18 protein-coding genes are annotated in these 21,514 nt (G+C 59.5%); 15 read left to right on the forward strand and 3 right to left on the reverse strand.

Annotation, left to right across the window (positions count from 1 at the left end):
* The first annotated feature begins 84 nt into the window (after positions 1–84).
* The 11 genes from K7431_RS04765 to K7431_RS04815 all read left to right on the forward strand — a co-directional run bounded on the left by K7431_RS04765 (position 85) and on the right by K7431_RS04815 (position 14,129).
* A complete protein-coding gene (locus K7431_RS04765; RefSeq protein WP_015886172.1) occupies positions 85–2,895 on the forward strand; it encodes an LPS-assembly protein LptD in 2,811 nt (936 codons plus the stop codon).
* The gene (locus K7431_RS04770; RefSeq protein WP_043205983.1) at positions 2,870–4,210 is read left to right on the forward strand and encodes a peptidylprolyl isomerase; all 1,341 of its coding nucleotides are present in this window, start codon (positions 2,870–2,872) and stop codon (positions 4,208–4,210) included. The genes K7431_RS04765 and K7431_RS04770 overlap by 26 nt, the downstream gene beginning before the upstream one ends.
* The gene (pdxA, locus tag K7431_RS04775; protein ID WP_015886174.1) at positions 4,207–5,196 is read left to right on the forward strand and encodes a 4-hydroxythreonine-4-phosphate dehydrogenase PdxA; all 990 of its coding nucleotides are present in this window, start codon (positions 4,207–4,209) and stop codon (positions 5,194–5,196) included. The genes K7431_RS04770 and pdxA overlap by 4 nt, the downstream gene beginning before the upstream one ends.
* Positions 5,193–6,005, forward strand: a complete 813-nt coding sequence (rsmA, locus tag K7431_RS04780; protein ID WP_015886175.1) for a 16S rRNA (adenine(1518)-N(6)/adenine(1519)-N(6))-dimethyltransferase RsmA — start codon at positions 5,193–5,195, stop codon at positions 6,003–6,005. Before pdxA ends, rsmA begins: the two co-directional genes overlap by 4 nt.
* 106 nt (positions 6,006–6,111) lie before the next feature.
* Complete coding sequence (apaG, locus tag K7431_RS04785) at positions 6,112–6,492, forward strand: Co2+/Mg2+ efflux protein ApaG (RefSeq protein ID WP_015886176.1); 381 nt, start codon at positions 6,112–6,114, stop codon at positions 6,490–6,492.
* The gene (locus K7431_RS04790) at positions 6,492–7,343 is read left to right on the forward strand and encodes a symmetrical bis(5'-nucleosyl)-tetraphosphatase (RefSeq protein ID WP_015886177.1); all 852 of its coding nucleotides are present in this window, start codon (positions 6,492–6,494) and stop codon (positions 7,341–7,343) included. Before apaG ends, K7431_RS04790 begins: the two co-directional genes overlap by 1 nt.
* Positions 7,344–7,352: 9 nt before the next feature.
* Positions 7,353–7,682, forward strand: a complete 330-nt coding sequence (gene glpE / locus K7431_RS04795; RefSeq protein ID WP_015886178.1) for a thiosulfate sulfurtransferase GlpE — start codon at positions 7,353–7,355, stop codon at positions 7,680–7,682.
* A gap of 284 nt (positions 7,683–7,966) precedes the next feature.
* Entirely contained in the window at positions 7,967–9,889 is a 1,923-nt protein-coding gene (locus tag K7431_RS04800; RefSeq protein ID WP_003194732.1) for a PrkA family serine protein kinase, read from the forward strand.
* 113 nt (positions 9,890–10,002) lie between these two features.
* Positions 10,003–11,274, forward strand: a complete 1,272-nt coding sequence (locus K7431_RS04805; RefSeq protein ID WP_015886179.1) for a YeaH/YhbH family protein — start codon at positions 10,003–10,005, stop codon at positions 11,272–11,274.
* Complete coding sequence (locus K7431_RS04810) at positions 11,271–12,836, forward strand: SpoVR family protein (protein ID WP_015886180.1); 1,566 nt, start codon at positions 11,271–11,273, stop codon at positions 12,834–12,836. Before K7431_RS04805 ends, K7431_RS04810 begins: the two co-directional genes overlap by 4 nt.
* A 63-nt stretch (positions 12,837–12,899) precedes the next feature.
* On the forward strand, positions 12,900–14,129 hold the full coding sequence (locus tag K7431_RS04815; RefSeq protein WP_015886181.1) for a multifunctional CCA addition/repair protein: 1,230 nt from the start codon (positions 12,900–12,902) through the stop codon (positions 14,127–14,129).
* 55 nt (positions 14,130–14,184) lie between these two features.
* On the opposite strand, the gene folK is transcribed toward K7431_RS04815, so the two are convergent.
* Positions 14,185–14,703 (reverse strand): 2-amino-4-hydroxy-6-hydroxymethyldihydropteridine diphosphokinase, encoded by a 519-nt coding sequence (folK, locus tag K7431_RS04820; protein ID WP_015886182.1) that lies wholly within the window; start codon positions 14,701–14,703, stop codon positions 14,185–14,187.
* Positions 14,694–15,047, reverse strand: a complete 354-nt coding sequence (gene folB / locus K7431_RS04825) for a dihydroneopterin aldolase (protein WP_015886183.1) — start codon at positions 15,045–15,047, stop codon at positions 14,694–14,696. The genes folK and folB overlap by 10 nt, the downstream gene beginning before the upstream one ends.
* 74 nt (positions 15,048–15,121) lie before the next feature.
* On the opposite strand from folB, the gene plsY reads away from it, so the two are divergent.
* Positions 15,122–15,691: a glycerol-3-phosphate 1-O-acyltransferase PlsY gene (gene plsY / locus K7431_RS04830; protein ID WP_015886184.1), complete on the forward strand. Its 570-nt coding sequence runs from the start codon at positions 15,122–15,124 to the stop codon at positions 15,689–15,691.
* Between the two features lie 33 nt (positions 15,692–15,724).
* On the opposite strand, the gene tsaD is transcribed toward plsY, so the two are convergent.
* A complete protein-coding gene (gene tsaD, locus K7431_RS04835; RefSeq protein WP_015886185.1) occupies positions 15,725–16,750 on the reverse strand; it encodes a tRNA (adenosine(37)-N6)-threonylcarbamoyltransferase complex transferase subunit TsaD in 1,026 nt (341 codons plus the stop codon).
* Between the two features lie 202 nt (positions 16,751–16,952).
* Between tsaD and rpsU the strand changes: the two genes are divergently transcribed.
* From rpsU to rpoD, 3 genes are all read left to right on the forward strand, one after another.
* Positions 16,953–17,168, forward strand: coding sequence for a 30S ribosomal protein S21 (gene rpsU / locus K7431_RS04840; protein ID WP_002551877.1), 216 nt, complete (start codon positions 16,953–16,955; stop codon positions 17,166–17,168).
* Positions 17,169–17,609: 441 nt separating this feature from the next.
* Positions 17,610–19,580, forward strand: coding sequence for a DNA primase (gene dnaG, locus K7431_RS04845; protein WP_015886187.1), 1,971 nt, complete (start codon positions 17,610–17,612; stop codon positions 19,578–19,580).
* Between the two features lie 67 nt (positions 19,581–19,647).
* Positions 19,648–21,498, forward strand: coding sequence for an RNA polymerase sigma factor RpoD (gene rpoD, locus K7431_RS04850; RefSeq protein WP_015886188.1), 1,851 nt, complete (start codon positions 19,648–19,650; stop codon positions 21,496–21,498).
* Positions 21,499–21,514: the final 16 nt, after the last annotated feature.

Below are 21,514 nucleotides of genomic sequence, written 5' to 3' on the forward strand. Positions count from 1 at the left end.
TTATCACGCATCTTTTTCAGACCATCGAGAGGCGTGCGGCCCAAACCGCGGGCAGATGGCACGCAGGAAGCCCGGACTAATAAGATGGCATTGAAATCCCCCGCGTTTCGTAGAAAATTTCCGTTGCTGGTAACCGGCAGTCTGCTGGCCCTGCAACCCTTCGCCACCTCATTCGTGGTCGCCGCGGAACAGTATGACTGCTCAGTCTCTGCTTCGGGTGCCTGGGATTGCGCGCCGAAAACCGCCGCAGCCCCGTTGCCACCACGCCCGGTGCATGATGGCGCAGCCATCAGCTCTGCCAACAGCACGGCGCAAGCCGATGCCGGCGGCAAAGCCGAGGCCGTGCCGCAGACCGCACTGGTCACCGAATCCAAGGGCCGTGGCCTGCGCTCGCGCAGCGCCGACTACAGCCACCTGGACTGGGTACCGCGCGACAAGCTGACCGCAGCGCAACTGGCCGAAACCGGCCCTTACTGCGGCGGTGCGTACATCGAGCCGACTCGTCCTGGCATGAACGACAAGACGAACAAGAGCGATGCGCCCACCTTCATCGGCGCCAAGGCCTCGCGTTACGAGCAGGAACAACAGGTCGCGACCCTGGCCGGTGACGTCGTCATGCGCCAGGGCAGCATGCAGCTGGAATCGGAAGAAGCCAGCCTGTACCAGGCCGAGAACCGTGGCGAGCTGAACGGCAAAGTCCGTCTGCGCGACAACGGCGCACTGATCGTGGGCGACCACGCCGAAGTGCAACTCGATACCGGCGCGGCCCAGATCGACAACGCCGAATACGTGCTGCACAAGTCGCGTATCCGCGGTAACGCGCTGTACGCCAAGCGTGCCGAGAACGCGATCATCCGTCTCAAGGACGGTACGTACACAACGTGCGAGCCAGACAGCAACGCCTGGCAGCTCAAGGGCAACAACATCACGTTGAACCCGGCCACCGGTTTCGGTACGGCCACCAACGCGACGTTGCGGATCAAGAACATCCCGATCCTCTATACCCCTTACATCTACTTCCCGATCGACGACCGTCGTCAATCCGGCTTCCTGCCGCCAAGCTTCAGCACCGGCAGCGAAACCGGCTTCACCCTGGTTACGCCGTACTACTTCAACCTGGCGCCAAACTACGACGCCACGTTGTACCCGCAATACATGACCAAGCGCGGTTTGTTGATGGAAGGCGAATTCCGCTACCTCACCAAGTCCAGCGAAGGCCAGTTCGGCGGCGCGTACCTGAACGACGACAACGACGAGCGCAGCAAGCAGACTGATTACGAAAAAACCCGCTACATGCTCAACTGGCAACACAAGGGTGGGCTGGATTCGCGTGTACTGACCCAGGTCGACTACACCCGGATCAGCGATCCTTACTACTTCCAGGATCTGAAGTCGTTCCAGGAAGGCGTTGAAAGCCGGGATGCCCTTAATCAACAGGGTTCCGTGACCTACCGGGGCGACTCTTACCAGGCGCGCCTGAACGTCCAGGCTTACCAGTTGGCGACGATCTCCCAGATCACGCCGTATGACCGGTTGCCGCAAATCACCTTCAATGGTGCGCTCCCGTATCATCCGGGCGGGCTGGACTTTACCTACGAGACTGAAGCTGTTCGCTTTGAGCGCAGTCTGGAGAACGGTACCTTTACCGATCAGGACGGCCTCGTGTCGCCTCGCCTGGACACCTACGTCAGAGGCCTGACCCGTGCAAACGGTACTCGACTCAACGTAGCCCCAGCTGTTGAATATCCGATGAACTGGACCTATGGCTTTGTGACGCCAAAGCTCAAGTACGTCTACACCAAGTACGACCTGGACCTGGACAGCACCGGCAAGAACCAGATTATTGCTGACCAAGCTGCAGCAACCGCCGCCAACCCTTACGCGGGTGGCACGTTCAAGAGCTCCCAGGACCGTGCGGTTCCGGTGGCGAGTGTCGACAGCGGCCTGTACTTTGATCGCAACACCAACTGGTTCGGCAAAGATTATCGCCAGACCCTTGAGCCGCGTGCGTTCTACCTCTACGTACCGAACAAGGACCAGGCTGATATCCCGGTCTTCGACACCAGCGAATACTCGTTCAGCTACGCCTCGCTGTTCCGCGACAACCGCTTCAGCGGCGCTGACCGGATCGGTGACGAGAACAAGCTGTCCCTGGGCTTGACCAGCCGCTGGATCGAAGACAACGGCTTCGAGCGTCAGCGCGTCTCCGTGGGCCAGGCGCTGTACTTCAAGGATCGTGAAGTCCAACTGCCGGGCATCCTGGCTTCCGACCGTGCCGATGCAAACTCGGATGTATCACCAGTCGCCCTGGACTACGAGTTCCGCTTCAACCGCGACTGGCGCGCCACCGCTGATTACAACTGGGACACCGAGGAACACAGTCCTCGTTCCGGCAGCGCGATGCTTCACTACCAGCCGGAAGACAACCCGAACAAGATCATCAACGTCGGTTACCGTTATCGTAACGACCAGGTGGTCTACAACCAGCTGACCGGCAAATGGCAGTTCGGTGGTGACTACGGGCAGCCAGGCGATCCGAACTTCGTGAAGGATTACTACAAAATCCAACAACACGACTTCTCGATGATGTGGCCGATCATTCCTCAGTGGAACCTGATCACCCGCTGGCAGTATGACTACGCCCGCAACCGCACCCTGGAAGCCTTCGGTGGTTTCGAGTACGACAACTGCTGCTGGAAACTGCGCGTCATCAACCGTTACTGGGTTTCCAACGACGAATACAGCCAGATCGCCCCGCTTAACGAAAAGGGTGACCACGGGCTCTTCTTCCAGATCGTCCTCAAAGGACTCGGCGGCCTGACCGGCGCCAAGGTAGAGAGCTTCCTCGACAAAGGCATTGAAGGTTATCGTGAACGTGAAGACCAAGCTTTCTGATTGTCTGCGCCCGCTAGTGCTGGGCGCACTGCTCCTGGGGACCGCATCGGCTCACGCTGCGGTTCAACAACTGGACAAGGTCGTGGCCATCGTCGATAACGACGTGATCATGCAGAGCCAACTGGACCAACGCGTCAAGGAAGTCCAGCAAACCATCGCCAAGCGTGGCGGTGGCGTGCCACCTACCAGCGTCCTGGACCAACAGGTACTGGAACGCCTGATCGTCGAAAACCTGCAACTGCAGATCGGTGATCGTTCCGGCATCCGTATTTCGGACGAAGAACTGAACCAGGCCGTGGGCACTATTGCCCAGCGCAACAACATGAGCATTGACCAGTTCCGTGCAGCCCTGGCCCACGACGGTTTGTCCTATGAGGACGCCCGTGACCAGATCCGCCGTGAAATGATCATCAGCCGTGTGCGTCAGCGCCGTGTCGCCGAGCGGGTTCAGGTGTCCGAGCAGGAAGTGAAGAACTTCCTGGCGTCCGACTTGGGCAAGATGCAGCTTTCCGAAGAACTGCACTTGGCCAATATCCTGATCCCAACCCCGGACAGCGCCAACTCCGAGCAGCTCAATGCAGCCGCCGCCAAGACCCAGGCTATCTATGATCGCCTCAAGGCCGGTGCTGATTTTGCCCAGATGGCCATTGCCCAGTCCGGCAGCGACAACGCCCTCGAAGGCGGTGACATGGGCTGGCGTAAAGCCGCTCAACTGCCACCTCCGTTCGACCGTGAACTGAGCGCCATGGAAGTGGGTGGTATCACCCAGCCTGCGCGTACGCCGGGTGGCTTCATCATCCTCAAGCTCCTGGAAAAACGCGGCGGTGAAACCTCGCTCAAGGATGAGGTACATGTTCGCCACATCCTGGTCAAACCGAGTGAAATCCGTACCGAAGCCCAAACCAAGGAACTGGCCCAGAAGATCTATGACCGCATCGAAAGCGGTGAAGACTTCGCCACCTTGGCCAAAAGCTTCTCGGAAGACCCAGGTTCCGCCCTCAACGGCGGCGATTTGAACTGGATCGACCCGAAGGCCCTGGTGCCTGAGTTCCAGCAGGTGATGGCCGATACTCCGCAAGGCGTACTGTCCAAGCCGTTCAAGACCCAATATGGCTGGCATGTGCTGGAAGTCCTTGGCCGTCGCGCCACCGACAACACCAACCAAGCCCGCGAGCAACAAGCGTTGAACGTACTGCGTAACCGCAAGTATGACGAAGAGCTGCAAACCTGGCTGCGTCAGATCCGTGACGAAGCCTACGTGGAAAACAAGCTGCCAGGCGCCCCGCAAACAGGCACCGACCAGGCCGCTCAGTGAAACCCCAGCGTTTCGCGGTGACACCCGGCGAGCCGGCCGGCATTGGTCCTGACCTGTGCCTGCTGCTCGCCTCGCAACCTCAGCCACACCCCCTGATTGCTATTACCAGCCGCGACCTGCTCCTTGAGCGGGCCGCGCAGCTGGGTGTGGCTGTCACTTTGCTGGACGTGACGCCAGGCAACTGGCCCGACTTGCCCGCCCCCGCCGGTAGCTTGTATGTGTGGGACACCCCGCTACAGGCCAAGGTGGTTGCCGGGCAGCTGGACAAGGCCAACGCGGCGTTCGTGCTGGAAACCCTGACGCGCGCAGGGCAAGGCTGCATCGACGGCGATTTCGCCGGCATGATCACGGCCCCGGTGCACAAGGGCGTGATCAACGAATCCGGCATCGCCTTTTCCGGTCACACCGAATTCCTTGCCGAACTGACCCACACCGCTCAAGTCGTGATGATGCTGGCCACACGCGGCCTGCGGGTCGCCCTGGTGACCACGCACCTGCCGCTGCGTGAGATTGCCGATGCCATTACCGTCGAGCGACTGGAGCGCGTGACACGCATCCTGCACGCCGACCTGCAACAGAAATTCGGCATCGCCCAACCGCGCATCCTGGTCTGTGGGCTTAACCCCCACGCGGGTGAAGGCGGCCACCTGGGCCATGAAGAAATCGACATCATCGAACCCACCCTGGAGCGTCTGCGCCAAGAAGGCATGGACCTGCGCGGCCCACTGCCAGCGGACACTCTGTTTACCCCCAAATATCTGGAGCACTGCGACGCAGTGCTGGCGATGTACCACGACCAGGGGCTGCCGGTGCTTAAATACAAAGGCTTCGGCGCCGCCGTCAACGTGACACTGGGCCTGCCGATCATCCGTACCTCCGTCGACCATGGCACTGCCCTGGACCTGGCGGGCAGCGGCAAGATCGATACCGGCAGCCTGCACGTGGCCCTGGAAACCGCCTATCAGATGGCCGAGACCCGTATATGACTGAGCATTACCAACACCGGGCGCGTAAGCGCTTCGGGCAAAACTTCCTGCACGACGCCGGCGTGATCGACCGCATCCTGCGCTCGATCCATGCCAAGCCCGAAGACCGTCTGCTGGAAATCGGCCCGGGCCAGGGCGCATTGACCCAGGGCCTGCTGGCCAGCGGCGGCCAACTGGACGTGGTGGAACTGGACAAGGACCTGATCCCGATCCTCAACCAGCAGTTCGCCGGCATGCCCAACTTCAACCTGCATCAGGGGGATGCACTGAAGTTCGACTTCAATACCCTCAACGCAGCGCCCAACAGCCTGCGGGTGGTAGGTAACCTGCCGTACAACATCTCCACGCCGCTGATTTTCCACCTGCTGAACAACGCCGGGATCATCCGCGACATGCACTTCATGCTGCAAAAGGAAGTGGTGGAACGCCTGGCTGCCGGGCCGGGGGGTGGTGATTGGGGTCGGCTGTCGATCATGGTCCAGTACCACTGCCGCGTCGAACACCTGTTCAACGTCGGCCCCGGTGCGTTCAACCCGCCGCCGAAGGTCGACTCGGCCATCGTGCGCCTGGTGCCACACGCCGTGCTGCCGCATCCGGCCAAGGATCACAAATTGCTTGAGCGCGTGGTGCGTGAAGCCTTCAACCAGCGCCGCAAAACCCTGCGCAACACGCTCAAGGCGCTGTTGAGCCAGGCCGAAATCGAAGCCGCCGGCGTCGATGGCAGCCTGCGGCCCGAGCAGTTGGACCTGGCCGCATTCGTGCGCTTGGCCGACCAGCTTGCCATCCAGCCTGCGCCCACTGCGGACTGAAGCCTGTAGTGCCTGGGCCGGACAGCATGTCTGGCCTAGTGCCCGCTTCTTGGCCTAGACTGACCCGCATCTGCTGTCCTCCGCTTTTGCTTTTAAGGCCTCTTGCATGTCCGATCCTCGCTACCAGATCGACGTCAGCGTCGTCACCCGCTTCCTCGCGGACCAATCGCAACCTGAACAGAACCGCTTCGCCTTTGCCTACACCATCACGGTGAAAAACAACGGGCTGGTGCCGGCCAAGTTGCTGTCACGCCACTGGGTCATCACCGACGGTGACGGCCAGGTAGAAGAAGTGCGCGGCGCGGGCGTGGTAGGCCAGCAGCCGCTGATCGACATAGGCGCCAGCCACACCTACAGCAGCGGCACGGTGATGACCTCCAAGGTCGGCACCATGCAGGGTTCGTATCAGATGAAAGCCACTGACGGTAAATTGTTCGACGCCATCATTGCGCCCTTCCGCCTCGCGGTGCCGGGAGCCCTGCACTGATGGCGACCTATGCGGTCGGCGACCTGCAAGGTTGTCTGGAGCCCCTCAAGTGCCTGCTTGATCGCGTAGCCTTCGACCCGGCAAAGGATCGACTGTGGCTGGTGGGTGATGTGGTCAACCGGGGGCCCGAGTCCCTGGAGACCCTGCGCTACTTATATAGCCTGCGTGACTCCCTGGTGTGCGTGCTGGGCAACCACGACCTGCACCTGCTGGCGGCCAGCAACACGATCGAGCGCCTGAAAAAGGGCGACACCCTGCGGGAAATCCTCGAAGCGCCGGATCGCGCCGAGTTGCTCGACTGGCTGCGCCGGCAAAAAATCATGCATTACGACCAAGGCCGCAACATGGCCCTGGTCCATGCTGGCATCCCGCCCCAGTGGACACTGAAGAAAGCCCTCAAGTGTGCCGCTGAAGTCGAAAGTGCACTGGCCGATGACACCCTGTACACCGCCTATCTCGACGGCATGTACGGCAACGATCCTGTCAAGTGGGACAACGACCTGACCGGCGTCGCCCGCCTACGAGTGATCACCAACTATTTCACCCGCATGCGCTTCTGCACCGCTGAAGGCAAACTGGACCTCAAGAGCAAAGAAGGCGCCGACACCGCGCTGCCGGGTTACAAACCGTGGTTTGCTCACAAAGAGCGCAAGACCCGTGACACCAAGATCGTTTTTGGTCATTGGGCAGCGCTTGAAGGCAAGTGCGATGAGCCCGGCGTCTTCGCCCTCGACACCGGTTGCGTGTGGGGCGGCGCCATGACCCTGATGAATATCGACACCGGCGAGCGTTATAGCTGCCAGTGCGAATCTCCCCTTCCCGTTACACTGCCGGCTACGGCCAAGCCATAGGAGCCCGCCATGAGCGAATTCAAACGTATCCCTCCCGAACACGCCCAAGCACTGCGCGAGCAAGGTGCCGTGGTGGTCGACATCCGTGACCAGCCGACGTATGCGGCCGGCCACATCACCGGTGCCCAGCACGTGGACAACGTCAACATCGCCGACTTCATCCGCGCCGCCGACCTTGACGCACCCGTGATCGTGGCGTGCTACCACGGCAATTCCAGTCAGAGCGCGGCGGCCTACCTGGTCAGCCAGGGTTTCTCCGATGTCTATAGCCTGGACGGTGGCTTTGAGCTTTGGCGTACGACTTATCCTGCGGAAATTTCTTCAGGCAATTCGCAATAATTTTTTTCACACCCCGCTACCCCGCGTGACGCTTGGGCTAGCGCCGTTTCTGACGAACGGCGCAGCCAAACTAATTACGTATCGCGCCTTGACCTCTCCGATTCCGAACTATCCTTAAGCGCAGGCCATCCGAATCAGGGGAGAGCCGGTACACCGGCGTGCGGGTCATCGGTAGCGTTTCAGGGTGTTTGGGGGGAAAACGGCCATTGGTGTTCGCCAATGTCTGCCAGCATCGACTGATTGATCCGGCGTCGGCTCCACGTATCGAGCGAGGTGACGACGTCATGAGTATCTTTAGCCACTTCCAACAACGCTTCGCGTCCACACAGCAGGAAGAACTCACGCTGCAAGAGTATCTCGAGCTGTGCAAACAAGACCGTAGCACCTACGCATCTGCCGCCGAACGCCTGCTCTTGGCGATTGGCGAGCCGGAGCTGGTGGAAACCGCCAACAATTCGCGGCTGTCGCGAATATTCTCCAACAAGGTGATCCGCCGCTACCCGGCCTTTGAAGACTTCCACGGAATGGAAGAATGCATTGACCAGATCGTCTCCTACTTCCGCCATGCCGCCCAAGGCCTGGAAGAGAAGAAACAGATCCTCTACCTGCTCGGCCCCGTCGGCGGCGGTAAATCGTCCCTGGCCGAAAAACTCAAACAACTGATCGAGAAGGTGCCCTTCTACGCCATCAAGGGCTCACCGGTCTTCGAGTCGCCCCTGGGCTTGTTCAACGCCACGGAAGATGGCGCGATCCTCGAAGAAGACTTCGGCATCCCACGGCGCTACCTCAACACCATCATGTCACCCTGGGCCACCAAGCGCCTGGCCGAGTTCGGCGGTGACATCAGCCAGTTCCGCGTGGTGAAACTCTACCCGTCGATCCTCAACCAGATCGGCGTGGCCAAGACCGAGCCGGGCGACGAGAACAACCAGGACATATCGGCGCTGGTGGGTAAGGTCGATATCCGCAAACTCGAGGAATTCCCGCAGAACGACGCCGATGCTTACAGCTACTCGGGCGCACTGTGCCGGGCCAACCAGGGCCTGATGGAGTTCGTGGAGATGTTCAAGGCACCGATCAAGGTGCTGCACCCCCTGCTCACCGCGACTCAGGAAGGCAACTACAACAGTACCGAAGGCCTGGGCGCAATTCCGTTCACCGGGATCCTGCTGGCCCACTCCAACGAATCGGAATGGCACACCTTCCGTAACAACAAGAACAACGAAGCCTTCATCGACCGGATCTATATCGTCAAGGTGCCGTACTGCCTGCGGGTCAGCGATGAGATCAAGATTTACGACAAACTGCTGTTCAACAGCTCGCTGGCCAAGGCCCACTGCGCACCCGACACCCTGAAGATGCTCGCCCAGTTCACCGTGCTGTCACGCCTCAAGGAGCCGGAAAACTCGAACATCTACTCGAAGATGCGTGTGTACGACGGCGAAAACCTCAAGGACACCGACCCCAAGGCCAAGTCGATCCAGGAATACCGCGACACGGCGGGTGTGGATGAGGGCATGAACGGCCTGTCGACGCGCTTTGCGTTCAAGATCCTGTCCAAAGTCTTCAACTTCGACCCCCACGAGATCGCTGCCAACCCGGTACATCTGCTCTACGTGCTGGAACAGCAGATCGAACAGGAGCAATTCCAGGCAGAAACCCGCGAGCGCTACCTGCGCTTCCTCAAGGAATACCTGGCGCCGCGCTACATCGAGTTCATCGGCAAGGAAATCCAGACCGCGTACCTGGAGTCCTACAGCGAATACGGCCAGAACATTTTCGACCGCTACGTGCTGTACGCCGACTTCTGGATCCAGGACCAGGAATACCGGGATCCGGAAACCGGTGAGATCCTCAATCGCGTAGCCCTCAACGAAGAACTGGAGAAAATCGAAAAACCAGCCGGCATCAGCAATCCGAAAGATTTCCGCAACGAAATTGTCAACTTCGTGCTGCGCGCACGGGCCAACAACAACGGCAAGAACCCGACCTGGCTCAGCTACGAGAAGCTGCGGGTGGTCATCGAGAAGAAAATGTTCTCCAACACCGAGGACCTGCTGCCGGTCATCAGCTTCAACGCCAAGGCCAGCAAGGAGGATCAGCAAAAGCACAACGACTTCGTCACACGAATGGTCGAGCGCGGCTACACAGACAAACAGGTACGGCTGCTCTCCGAGTGGTACCTGCGGGTTCGCAAATCGCAGTAAGGCAGCGACAGGCGTGCGCTGCCGGGCTTCTGGCCTGGCAGCCGACCGCTTGTCTCTAAGCTTCCAGCTCGCTGCTTGAAGCTTGTAACGTGAAGCTGCCCGGAGGGCTCCCCATGAGCTATGTGATCGACCGACGCCTCAATGGCAAGAACAAGAGCACGGTAAACCGCCAGCGTTTCCTGCGGCGTTACCGTGACCACATCAAAAAGGCCGTTGAAGAGGCCGTCAGCCGCCGCTCTATCACCGATATGGAGCATGGCGAACAAATCAGCATTCCTGGACGGGACATCGACGAACCGGTGCTGCACCACGGCCGGGGCGGTAAACAGACCGTCGTGCACCCCGGCAACAAGGAATTCACCACCGGCGAACATATCCAGCGCCCCCAAGGCGGTGGCGGCGGCAAGGGCCCCGGCAAGGCGGGCAATTCCGGCGAAGGCATGGATGAGTTCGTGTTCCAGATCACCCAGGAAGAATTCCTCGAGTTCATGTTCGAGGACCTGGAGTTGCCCAACCTGGTCAAGCGCAACCTGACCGGCACCGACACCTTCAAGACCGTCCGCGCCGGGATCAGTAACGAGGGCAACCCGTCACGCATCAACATCATCCGCACCCTGCGCTCGGCCCATGCCCGGCGTATCGCCCTGTCGGGCAGCAGCCGCGCCAAACTGAGGGATGCCAAGGAAGAGTTGGCGCGTTTGAAACGTGAAGAGCCGGACAACTTCGGCGATATTCAGGAAATAGAGGCGGAAATAGAGAAACTCAGCGCACGCATTCATCGTGTGCCATTTCTCGACACCTTTGACTTGAAATACAACCTGCTGGTCAAACAACCCAATCCCAGTTCCAAGGCGGTGATGTTCTGCCTGATGGACGTTTCCGGCTCCATGACCCAGGCCACCAAGGACATCGCCAAGCGCTTCTTTATCCTGCTGTACCTGTTTCTCAAGCGGAACTACGACAAGATCGATGTGGTGTTCATTCGCCACCACACCAGCGCCCGGGAAGTAGACGAAGAAGAGTTTTTCTACTCGCGAGAAACCGGCGGCACCATCGTCTCCAGCGCGTTGAAGTTGATGCAGGAGATCATGGCCGAGCGCTACCCAGCCAACGAGTGGAATATCTACGCCGCCCAAGCCTCGGACGGCGACAACTGGAACGACGACTCGCCTATCTGCCGCGACATCCTGATCAACCAGATCATGCCGTTCGTGCAGTACTACACTTACGTTGAAATCACCCCCCGTGAGCACCAGGCCCTGTGGTTCGAATATGAACGCATCGGCGAAGCCTTTGCCGACACCTTCGCCCAGCAGCAACTGGTCTCGGCCGGCGATATCTACCCGGTCTTCCGTGAACTCTTCCAGCGCAGGTTAGTGACATGACCGCCAAAAAAGAGCAAAAGCGCCAACCCATTTCCACGGGGTCTGAGTGGACCTTTGAACTGATCCAGGCCTATGACCGGGAAATCAGCCGCATTGCGGCGGGTTATGCCCTGGACACCTACCCCAACCAGATCGAAGTGATCACCGCCGAACAGATGATGGATGCCTATGCCTCCGTCGGCATGCCCCTGGGTTATCACCATTGGTCCTACGGCAAACACTTCCTCAGCACCGAAAAGTCCTACAGTCGTGGCCAGATGGGTTTGGCCTACGAGATCGTGATCAACTCCGACCCCTGCATCGCCTACCTGATGGAAGAGAACACCATCTGCATGCAAGCGCTGGTGGTGGCTCACGCATGCTACGGGCACAACAGCTTCTTCAAGGGTAATTACCTGTTCCGCACATGGACCGATGCCAGTTCGATCATCGATTACCTGGTGTTTGCCAAGCAGTACATCATGCAATGCGAGGAGCGCCACGGCATCGATGCGGTGGAAGACCTGCTCGACTCCTGCCATGCCCTGATGAACTACGGAGTCGACCGTTACAAACGCCCCTACCCGATTTCCGCCGAGGAAGAACGTCTGCGCCAGAAAGAGCGCGAAGAGCACCTGCAGAAACAGATCAACGACTTGTGGCGCACCATTCCCAAACGCGCCGGCAAGAACAGCGACAAGGACAATGCGCGCTTCCCCTCCGAACCTCAGGAAAACATCCTCTATTTCCTGGAAAAGCACGCACCGTTGCTGGAACCGTGGCAGCGCGAAATCGTGCGCATTGTGCGCAAGATCGCCCAGTACTTTTATCCACAGCGTCAGACCCAGGTGATGAACGAAGGATGGGCGACGTTCTGGCACTACACCTTGATGAACGACCTGTACGACGAAGGACTGGTCACTGACGGTTTCATGATGGAGTTTCTCACCTCCCATACCAGCGTGGTGTTCCAGCCAGGCTTCGACAGCCCTTACTACAACGGCATCAACCCTTACGCGCTGGGCTTCGCCATGTACCGCGATATCCGACGCATGTGCGAACACCCAACCGAGGAGGACCGCCGCTGGTTCCCCGAAATCGCCGGCAGTGACTGGCTGTCTACCATCAAGTTCGCCATGAGCAGCTTCAAGGATGAGAGTTTTATCCTGCAGTACCTGTCACCCCAAGTGATTCGTGACCTGAAGCTGTTCAGCATCCTCGATGACGACCTCAAGGATGACCTGCTGGTACCGGCCATCCATGATGAACCCGGCTACCGCACCATCCGCGAAACCTTGGCGGCGCAGTACAACCTGGGCAATCGCGAGCCTAATGTGCAGATCTACAGCATCGATGTGCGTGGCGACCGTTCGTTGACCCTGCGCCATCAGCAACACGACCGCAAACCTCTCGGCGAATCCACCGAGGAAGTGCTCAAGCACCTGCATCGGCTGTGGGGGTTCGACATCCACCTGGAAACCCTGCAAGGCGATCAGGTGATGAAAACCCATCACGTGCCACCGCGCAGCGATCATAACGACAACGACTACGGGCGCCTGGACCTCGCCGTCGTTCATCTCTGAAACAGCAAAGCCTCCATTGGCCAGGCACAGGCGGTATCCTGTGACGCTAATGGAGGCTTTTTCATGAAAATCTACAAAGTCGGCGGTGCCGTACGCGACCGCTTGCTGGGCATCAAGGTCACCGACATCGACCGCGTCGTCGTGGGTGCAACCACAGAAGAGATGCTGGCCAAAGGCTTCAAACCTGTGGGTGCAGACTTCCCGGTATTCCTGGACCCAAAAAATGGCGATGAATACGCGCTGGCCCGCACCGAACGCAAGAGCGGCCGGGGTTACGGCGGCTTTGTGTTTCATGCCAGCCCAGAGGTTACGCTGGAAGAAGACCTGATCCGTCGCGACCTGACCATCAACGCGATGGCGGAAGACGATGACGGTAACTTGACTGACCCCTATCACGGCCTGCGCGACCTTGAAGCGCGCATTTTGCGCCATGTTTCCCCGGCATTCGCCGAAGATCCTCTACGTGTATTGCGAGTCGCGCGCTTTGCTGCGCGTTACGCGCACCTGGGTTTTACCGTCGCGCCCGAAACACTGGAACTGATGCGTCAACTCAGCGAGTCCGGTGAACTGGAAGCCCTGACACCGGAGCGCAGTTGGAAAGAAATCTCTCGGGCATTGATGGAAGACCAGCCACAGGTATTTATCCAGGTACTGCGCGACTGCGCTGCGTTGAAAACCTTGATGCCTGAGGTCGATGCACTGTTCGGCGTACCGCAGCCCGAAGCCCATCACCCGGAAATCGACACCGGCGTGCACACCTTGAGCGTGTTGGAACAGGCAGCCTTGCACAAACAGCCACTGACTGTGCGCTGGGCTTGCCTGCTCCACGACCTGGGCAAGGGCACGACGCCTGTGGATAAGTTGCCGCAGCATATTGCCCATGAACATCGGGGTTTGAAGCTGATCAAGGCCGTCAATGAACGCTTCAAAGTGCCAAGGGATTGTCAGGAACTGGCGTTGCTGGTGGGCCAATACCACACTCACGGCCATCGGGCGCTTGAGCTGAAAGCCTCGACATTGCTGGAGTTGCTGCAGAGTTTTGACGTGTACCGTCGGCCGCAGCGCTTTGAAGAGTTTGCGATCGCCTGCGAGATGGACGCCCGGGGCCGCAAGGGCTTGGAGCAACGCATTTATCCACAGGCGGATTATTTGCGTGGGGCTGCGAAGGCAGCCCGCGAAGTGGCCGTCGCGCCCTTGCTGGAGAAGGGCTACAAAGGCCCGGAACTGGGTGAGGCGCTGAAGCGCGAAAGGCTTAAGGCGTTGAAGGCCTACAAAGAACAGCCCATTCTCTAGACGCTGCCCACCTGTGGCGAGGGAGCTTGCTCCCTCGCCACAGGAAGCTCGGCGCCTACAAAAGCGTGCCTGGCGTGAGTTGCTGGCCCCGCCATTCAAACCCGACAGGGGCCAACACCTGGTCAATCTGCGCATCGCGCCACAGTTCGGCCAGGGTCTTGCCCACCTCAGGGTGCACGCGATCGGGCGTCATCAACGACAGTGGCCACAGCACAAAGGCGTTCTTCAGGATCTCTGCACGGGGCAGGACCAGGCCCTCGAAATTACCCACCAGCTCGCCATACAGCAGCACGTCGATATCCAGCGGCAAGCCCTTACGGTCCGGCGCATAGCGACCATTATCGGCCTCGATGAATTTCAACCGGCGATCCAGCTCCATCAACGGCAGGTCGGTATAGGCCGACACCACCAAGTTGAAGAAAGGCCCGCTCTTGATGCCCACCGGCTGGCTTTCGAACACCGCCGAGCAGCGCATATCGGTCAAAAAAACCGCCAACGCATCAAGGCCGGCGCGTAGATGGGACTCGCGCTCGATATTACTGCCTAGGCCAAGGTAAACCTGAGTTAGCGACATCCGCGCTCGATCTCCACACCCACGCCCTTGGCAGCCGGCACGGCCCCCGGCTTGGTCAACTTGAGGTGCAACCAGGGAATCTGGAATTCACTCATGAGCACCTCGGCCAGGCGTTCAGCGAAGGTCTCCACCAATTGGTACTGGGACTGCTCGGCAAACGCCTGGATACGCGCGGATACACTGGCGTAATCCAGCGCCAGGGTCAGGTCGTCACCGGCAGCGGCCGGGCGGTTATCCCAGGCGAAGCTCAGGTCCAGGCGCAGGCATTGGCGGATTCCGCGCTCCCAGTCGTAGGCCCCGATGACGGTGTCGACTTCCAGGCCTTCGATAAACACTCTGTCCAAGCACTCTTCTCCGCTGCACGACAAGGGCGCGATGCCCCGTTAGAATCAGGGCGTCCTCGCCCGGAATAGTTAGCATGTTTTGGTTACTGGCGATTCTCGCCTACCTGCTCGGCTCGCTGTCCTTCGCCATTTTGCTCAGCCGCCTGACGGGAAATCCCGACCCGCGAATGAGTGGCTCAGGCAATGCCGGCGCCACCAATATGTTGCGCCTGGCCGGTAAGAAGCTCGCCGTACTGACCCTGCTGGGCGACATGTGCAAGGGCTTGTTGCCCGTGCTGATCGCCAGCCTTGCCGGCCTTACCCTGCAACAACAGGCCTGGATCGGTGTATGTGCCGTCCTGGGCCATCTGTTTCCACTGTACTTCCGCTTTCGCGGTGGCAAAGGCGTCGCCACGGCAGCCGGCATGTTACTGGGGATCTACCCACCAGCGGCGTTGCTGGCCGTGCTCGCCTGGCTGCTGGCGTTCTACCTGACCCGCACCAGCTCACTTGCCGCGCTGATCGCCACCCCGCTCACCCTGCCGCTATTGGCCTGGCAGGAACCGGCGGCACTGGTACCGATGAGCGTGCTGACACTGCTGATCGTCTGGCGCCACCGAGGCAATTTACGCGACCTGTTTGCCGGGCGCGAACGGCATTTTTAAATACGTTCGCTGAGCCCGGCTCACGTTATGGCGTTACAACGGCGACAACTGCTCCATCGGCCAGCGCGCCTGCACGCTGATCGCCAGGCTTTCATGCTGCCCGGCCTGCAGGCGCTGGCAACCGGCATAGGCGATCATCGCGCCATTGTCGGTGCAGAACTCCGGTCGTGCGTAGAACACATCGCCTTTCATGTCGCCGAGCATTTTTTCCAGCGAGGTGCGCAAGGCCTTGTTGGCGCTGACGCCGCCTGCGATCACCAGGCGCTTCATGCCCGCCTGTTTCAAGGCACGCTTGCACTTGATGGTCAAAGTCTCCACCACGGCCTGCTGGAACGCCAGGGCGATGTCGCAACGGGCTTGCTCGCTGTCGTCCCCAGCGCTGACGCTTTGCTGCCAGGTGTTCAGCGCGGAGGTTTTCAGACCGCTGAAGCTGAACATCAGGCCTGGTCGATCACACATCGGACGCGGGAAGGTGTAGCGGCCGGCAACACCTTTTTCGGCGAGGCGGGCGATTTCCGGACCACCGGGATAATTGAGGCCCATCATCTTCGCGGTCTTGTCGAAAGCTTCGCCGGCGGCGTCATCCAGCGACTCACCCAAAAGGGTGTATTGGCCGATGCCATCCACCTGAACCAACTGCGTATGGCCGCCCGAAACCAACAAAGCGACGAACGGGAACTGCGGCGGTGTTTTTTCCAGCATGGGCGCCAATAAATGGCCTTCCATATGGTGCACGCCGAGTGCCGGAATGCCCCAGGCGAACGCCAGCGCCTGGGCGCAAGAGGCCCCAACCAGCAGGGCTCCGACCAATCCGGGCCCCGCGGTGTAGGCAATGGCGTCGATCTCGGTCGGCACGCAGCCGGCTTCATCCAGCACCTGACGAATCAGGGGCAGCATGCGTTTGACGTGATCACGGCTGGCCAGCTCCGGCACCACGCCGCCATAGGCGCGGTGCAGGTCGATCTGACTGAACAGCGCATCGGCCAAGAGCCCGCGTTCACTGTCGTAAAGTGCGACACCGGTTTCGTCGCAGGAGGTTTCAAGTCCCAGTACTAGCATGGGTTTGCGCCTTGTAGAGGCTGAATTCGAAGGCGCGCATAATAGTCGCCACTCCCCCTCCCGACTAGCGGTTTTCGATCAGAGGCTTTGCATTCCGGGCAATGAGGGGTTAACATCCGCAACCCTTAAAAACCGACGACCTCAGCCGCGAATTTTTTGCGACGAGAACGTTGATCCCGGTAATGAAAGAAGGTAGCTCTGGATGCCAGCCGTCAAAGTTAAAGAGAACGAACCCTTCGACGTAGCTCTGCGTCGTTTCAAGCGCTCCTGCGAAAAAGCCGGTGTACTGGCTGAAGTTCGTAGCCGCGAATTTTACGAGAAGCCTACTTCTGAGCGTAAGCGTAAAGCAGCAGCCGCTGTTAAGCGTCACGCCAAGAAAGTTCAGCGCGAACAGCGCCGCGCCGTTCGTCTGTACTAATACACAGACGTTCGTAGCAAGCTTCTGCCAAGCCCGGCCCTCAGCCGGGCTATTGGCATTTGCGGATATCGCTTGATGCTTCACTGTCGACGCCGCACATGCGACCGAGACAACCGCTTCACACGTCAGGACTGGCTCTTTTGCCAGCGGTGCACGTCTCTTCTGACGAGCCTAACAAGGCTACTGACGAGCACACTCATTCTGTAAACAGGCGATCAAATCGGTCGACTGCACCCATCGAGCTCCGAGGCCCGCCGTTGGCCAATACCGGATGCCCGGGTAACATTTCCATGCCAAAGACTGAATAGAAATTAACGTCAGTGAATGTTCGGCAGATACACTTCCATGCAGCCCAAGCAGACGATAATGGTCGAGCCACTCAACCTGTGCGCTTGAGCTCTTCACGGGCCCTCATTTACACGCAGTGACGACGAGAACGCCATGGCCGGGCTGATTCCCCAGAGCTTTATTGACGACCTCCTGAACCGCACCGACATCGTCGATGTTGTCAGCTCGCGCGTGCAACTGAAAAAAGCCGGCAAGAACTACACCGCCTGCTGCCCGTTCCACAAAGAAAAGACCCCGTCGTTCAGCGTCAGCCCCGACAAACAGTTCTACTACTGCTTCGGTTGCGGCGCGGGCGGTAATGCCCTCGGCTTTCTCATGGACCACGACAACCTGGACTTCCCCCAGGCTATCGAGGACTTGGCCAAAGCCGCCGGCATGGAGATCCCCCGCGAAGAAAGTGGTCGCCCACACAAACCGCGACAACCCACCGATTCGCCGCTGTACCCGCTGCTGACCGCCGCTGCCGACTTTTACCGTCAGGCGCTTAAAAGCCATCCGCAGCGCAAGGCCGCCGTCGACTATCTCAAGGGGCGCGGCCTCACCGGTGAAATCGCTCGCGACTTCGGCCTCGGTTTCGCCCCTCCCGGGTGGGACAACCTGTACAAACACCTGAGCAGCGACACCCTCCAGCAAAAGGCCATGATCGACGCGGGCCTGCTGGTGGAAAACGCCGAGACGGGCAAACGCTATGACCGCTTCCGCGATCGCGTGATGTTCCCGATCCGCGACAGCCGAGGCCGCATCATCGCCTTTGGTGGCCGGGTACTGGGGGACGACAAGCCCAAGTACCTGAACTCCCCGGAAACCCCGGTGTTCCACAAAGGCCAGGAACTCTACGGCCTGTTCGAAGCACGCAAGAACAACCGCAACCTCGATGAGATCATTGTGGTTGAAGGCTATATGGACGTGATCGCGCTCGCCCAACAAGGCCTGCGCAATGCCGTGGCCACCCTCGGCACGGCCACCAGCGAAGAACATTTGAAGCGTCTGTTTCGCGTAGTGCCCAGCGTGCTGTTCTGTTTCGACGGCGACCAGGCGGGCCGCAACGCCGCCTGGCGTGCACTTGAAGCAACGCTGTCGAGCTTGCAGGACGGGCGTCGCGCACGCTTTCTGTTCCTGCCCGAAGGCGAAGACCCGGATACCCTGGTGCGCTCCGAAGGCACCGATGCGTTCCGCGCGCGCATCAATCAACACGCACAGCCGCTGGCGGACTATTTCTTCCAGCAACTGACCGAAGAAGCCGACCCGCGCTCCCTCGAAGGCAAGGCCCACATGGCCACGCTCGCCGCACCGCTGATCGACAAAGTACCGGGTGCCAACCTGCGTACGCTGATGCGCCAGCGCTTGCTGGAAATCACCGGGTTGAGTGGCGAGGCCGTCAGCCAGCTGGCGCACAGTGCGCCGCAGGACGCCCCGCCCGCCTACGACCCAGGCATGGATTATGACGCCATGCCGGACTATTCCGACTTCCACCAACCGCAGGAGGCCTACACGCCCCAGCAAGCGTGGGCACCGAAAAAGCCCGGCGCCGGCGGCAAGAAATGGGACAAGAAACCCTGGAGCAAGAACGGCAAGCGCGGTGACAACGATGAAGCCTATGCCCCACGCACCCCGGTTGCCGTAGAAGCGCCGACGCTGATTGCCCTGCGCACGCTCATCCATCACCCGCAATTGGCGGAAAAGGTTGAAAGCGCCGATCACTTTGCCAACGCGAGCAATACGTACGCCCAGGTCCTGATCGCCTTGATCGAGGCAGTCCAGAAAAATCCTAAGCTAAACTCAATTCAGTTGATGGCTCGCTGGCATGGCACCGAACAAGGCCGATTGTTGAAAGCACTCGCAGAAAAGGAGTGGCTAATTGACGGCGATAACCTTGAACAACAGTTTTTAGACACCATTACTAGGTTATCCGCGGGTCAGCACACGCAGACCCTCGATGAGCTCATAAAGCGAGCCAGGCAGCCGGATTTATCGGCTGAAGAGAAAATTCAGATAGCAAAACAGATGCGTGACCTCTTAAAACAGAATGTTTCCGCATCAAACCCGACCTCAGCTGGCGTGTGAGGTCATAGCTCGGGTATAATCCTCGGCTTGTTTTTTGCCCGCCAAGACCTTCAGTGGATAGGGTGTTATGTCCGGAAAAGCGCAACAGCAGTCTCGTATCAAAGAGTTGATCGTTCTCGGTCGTGAGCAGGGTTACCTGACTTACGCGGAGGTCAACGACCACCTGCCTGAGGATATTTCAGATCCAGAGCAGGTGGAAGACATCATCCGCATGATTAACGACATGGGGATCAACGTATTCGAAGCTGCGCCAGATAAGGATTCCCTTATGCTGGCGGACGCCGATACCGACGAGGCTGCCGCTGAAGAAGCTGCTGCCGCGCTGGCTGCTGTGGAGACCGATATCGGTCGTACCACCGACCCTGTGCGCATGTATATGCGTGAAATGGGTACCGTCGAGCTGCTGACACGCGAAGGCGAAATTGAAATCGCCAAGCGTATCGAAGAGGGTATCCGTGAAGTGATGGGCGCAATTGCGCACTTCCCCGGCACGGTTGACCACATTCTCTCCGAGTACACCCGCGTCACCACCGAAGGTGGCCGCCTGTCCGACGTGCTGAGTGGCTACATCGACCCGGACGACGGCATTGCGCCGCCTGCCGCCGAAGTGCCGCCGCCTGTGGATGCCAAGGCTGCGAAAGCCGACGACGACACCGAAGACGACGACGCTGAAGCCAGCGGCGACGATGAAGATGAAGTCGAAAGCGGTCCAGACCCGGTCATCGCTGCACAGCGTTTCGGTGCGGTTTCCGATCAAATGGAAATCACCCGCAAGGCCCTGAAAAAGCACGGTCGCTCCAATAAGCAGGCAATTGCCGAGCTGCTGGCGCTGGCTGAGCTGTTCATGCCAATCAAGCTGGTACCGAAGCAATTCGAAGGCCTGGTTGAGCGTGTTCGCAGTGCCCTGGAGCGTTTGCGTGCACAAGAGCGTGCGATCATGCAGCTCTGTGTCCGTGATGCGCGCATGCCGCGTACCGACTTCCTGCGCCAATTCCCTGGCAACGAAGTAGACGAAAGCTGGACCGACGCACTGGCCAAGGGCAAGGCGAAATACGCCGAAGCCATTGGTCGCCTGCAGCCGGACATCATTCGCTGCCAGCAGAAGCTGACCGCGCTCGAGACCGAAACCGGTCTGACGATTGCCGAGATCAAGGACATCAACCGTCGCATGTCGATCGGTGAGGCCAAGGCCCGCCGCGCGAAGAAAGAGATGGTCGAAGCGAACTTGCGTCTGGTGATCTCCATCGCCAAGAAGTACACCAACCGTGGCCTGCAATTCCTCGATCTGATCCAGGAAGGCAACATCGGCTTGATGAAGGCTGTGGACAAGTTCGAATACCGTCGCGGGTACAAGTTCTCGACATATGCCACCTGGTGGATTCGTCAGGCGATCACTCGCTCGATCGCCGACCAGGCCCGCACCATCCGTATTCCGGTGCACATGATCGAGACGATCAACAAGCTCAACCGTATTTCCCGGCAGATGTTGCAGGAAATGGGTCGCGAACCGACCCCGGAAGAGCTGGGCGAACGCATGGAAATGCCAGAGGATAAGATCCGTAAGGTATTGAAGATCGCTAAAGAGCCGATCTCCATGGAAACCCCGATTGGTGATGACGAAGACTCCCACCTGGGTGACTTCATCGAAGACTCGACCATGCAGTCGCCAATCGATGTCGCCACCGTTGAGAGCCTTAAAGAAGCGACTCGCGACGTACTGTCCGGCCTCACTGCCCGTGAAGCCAAGGTACTGCGCATGCGTTTCGGCATCGACATGAATACCGACCACACCCTTGAGGAAGTCGGTAAGCAGTTTGACGTGACCCGTGAGCGGATCCGTCAGATCGAAGCCAAGGCGTTGCGCAAGTTGCGCCACCCGACGCGAAGCGAGCATCTGCGCTCCTTCCTCGACGAGTGATACCAGAACCCCCGGC

It is taken from the genome of Pseudomonas fluorescens group sp. (genome assembly GCF_020093335.1).
Taxonomy (GTDB): Bacteria; Pseudomonadota; Gammaproteobacteria; order Pseudomonadales; family Pseudomonadaceae; genus Aquipseudomonas; species Aquipseudomonas petroselini.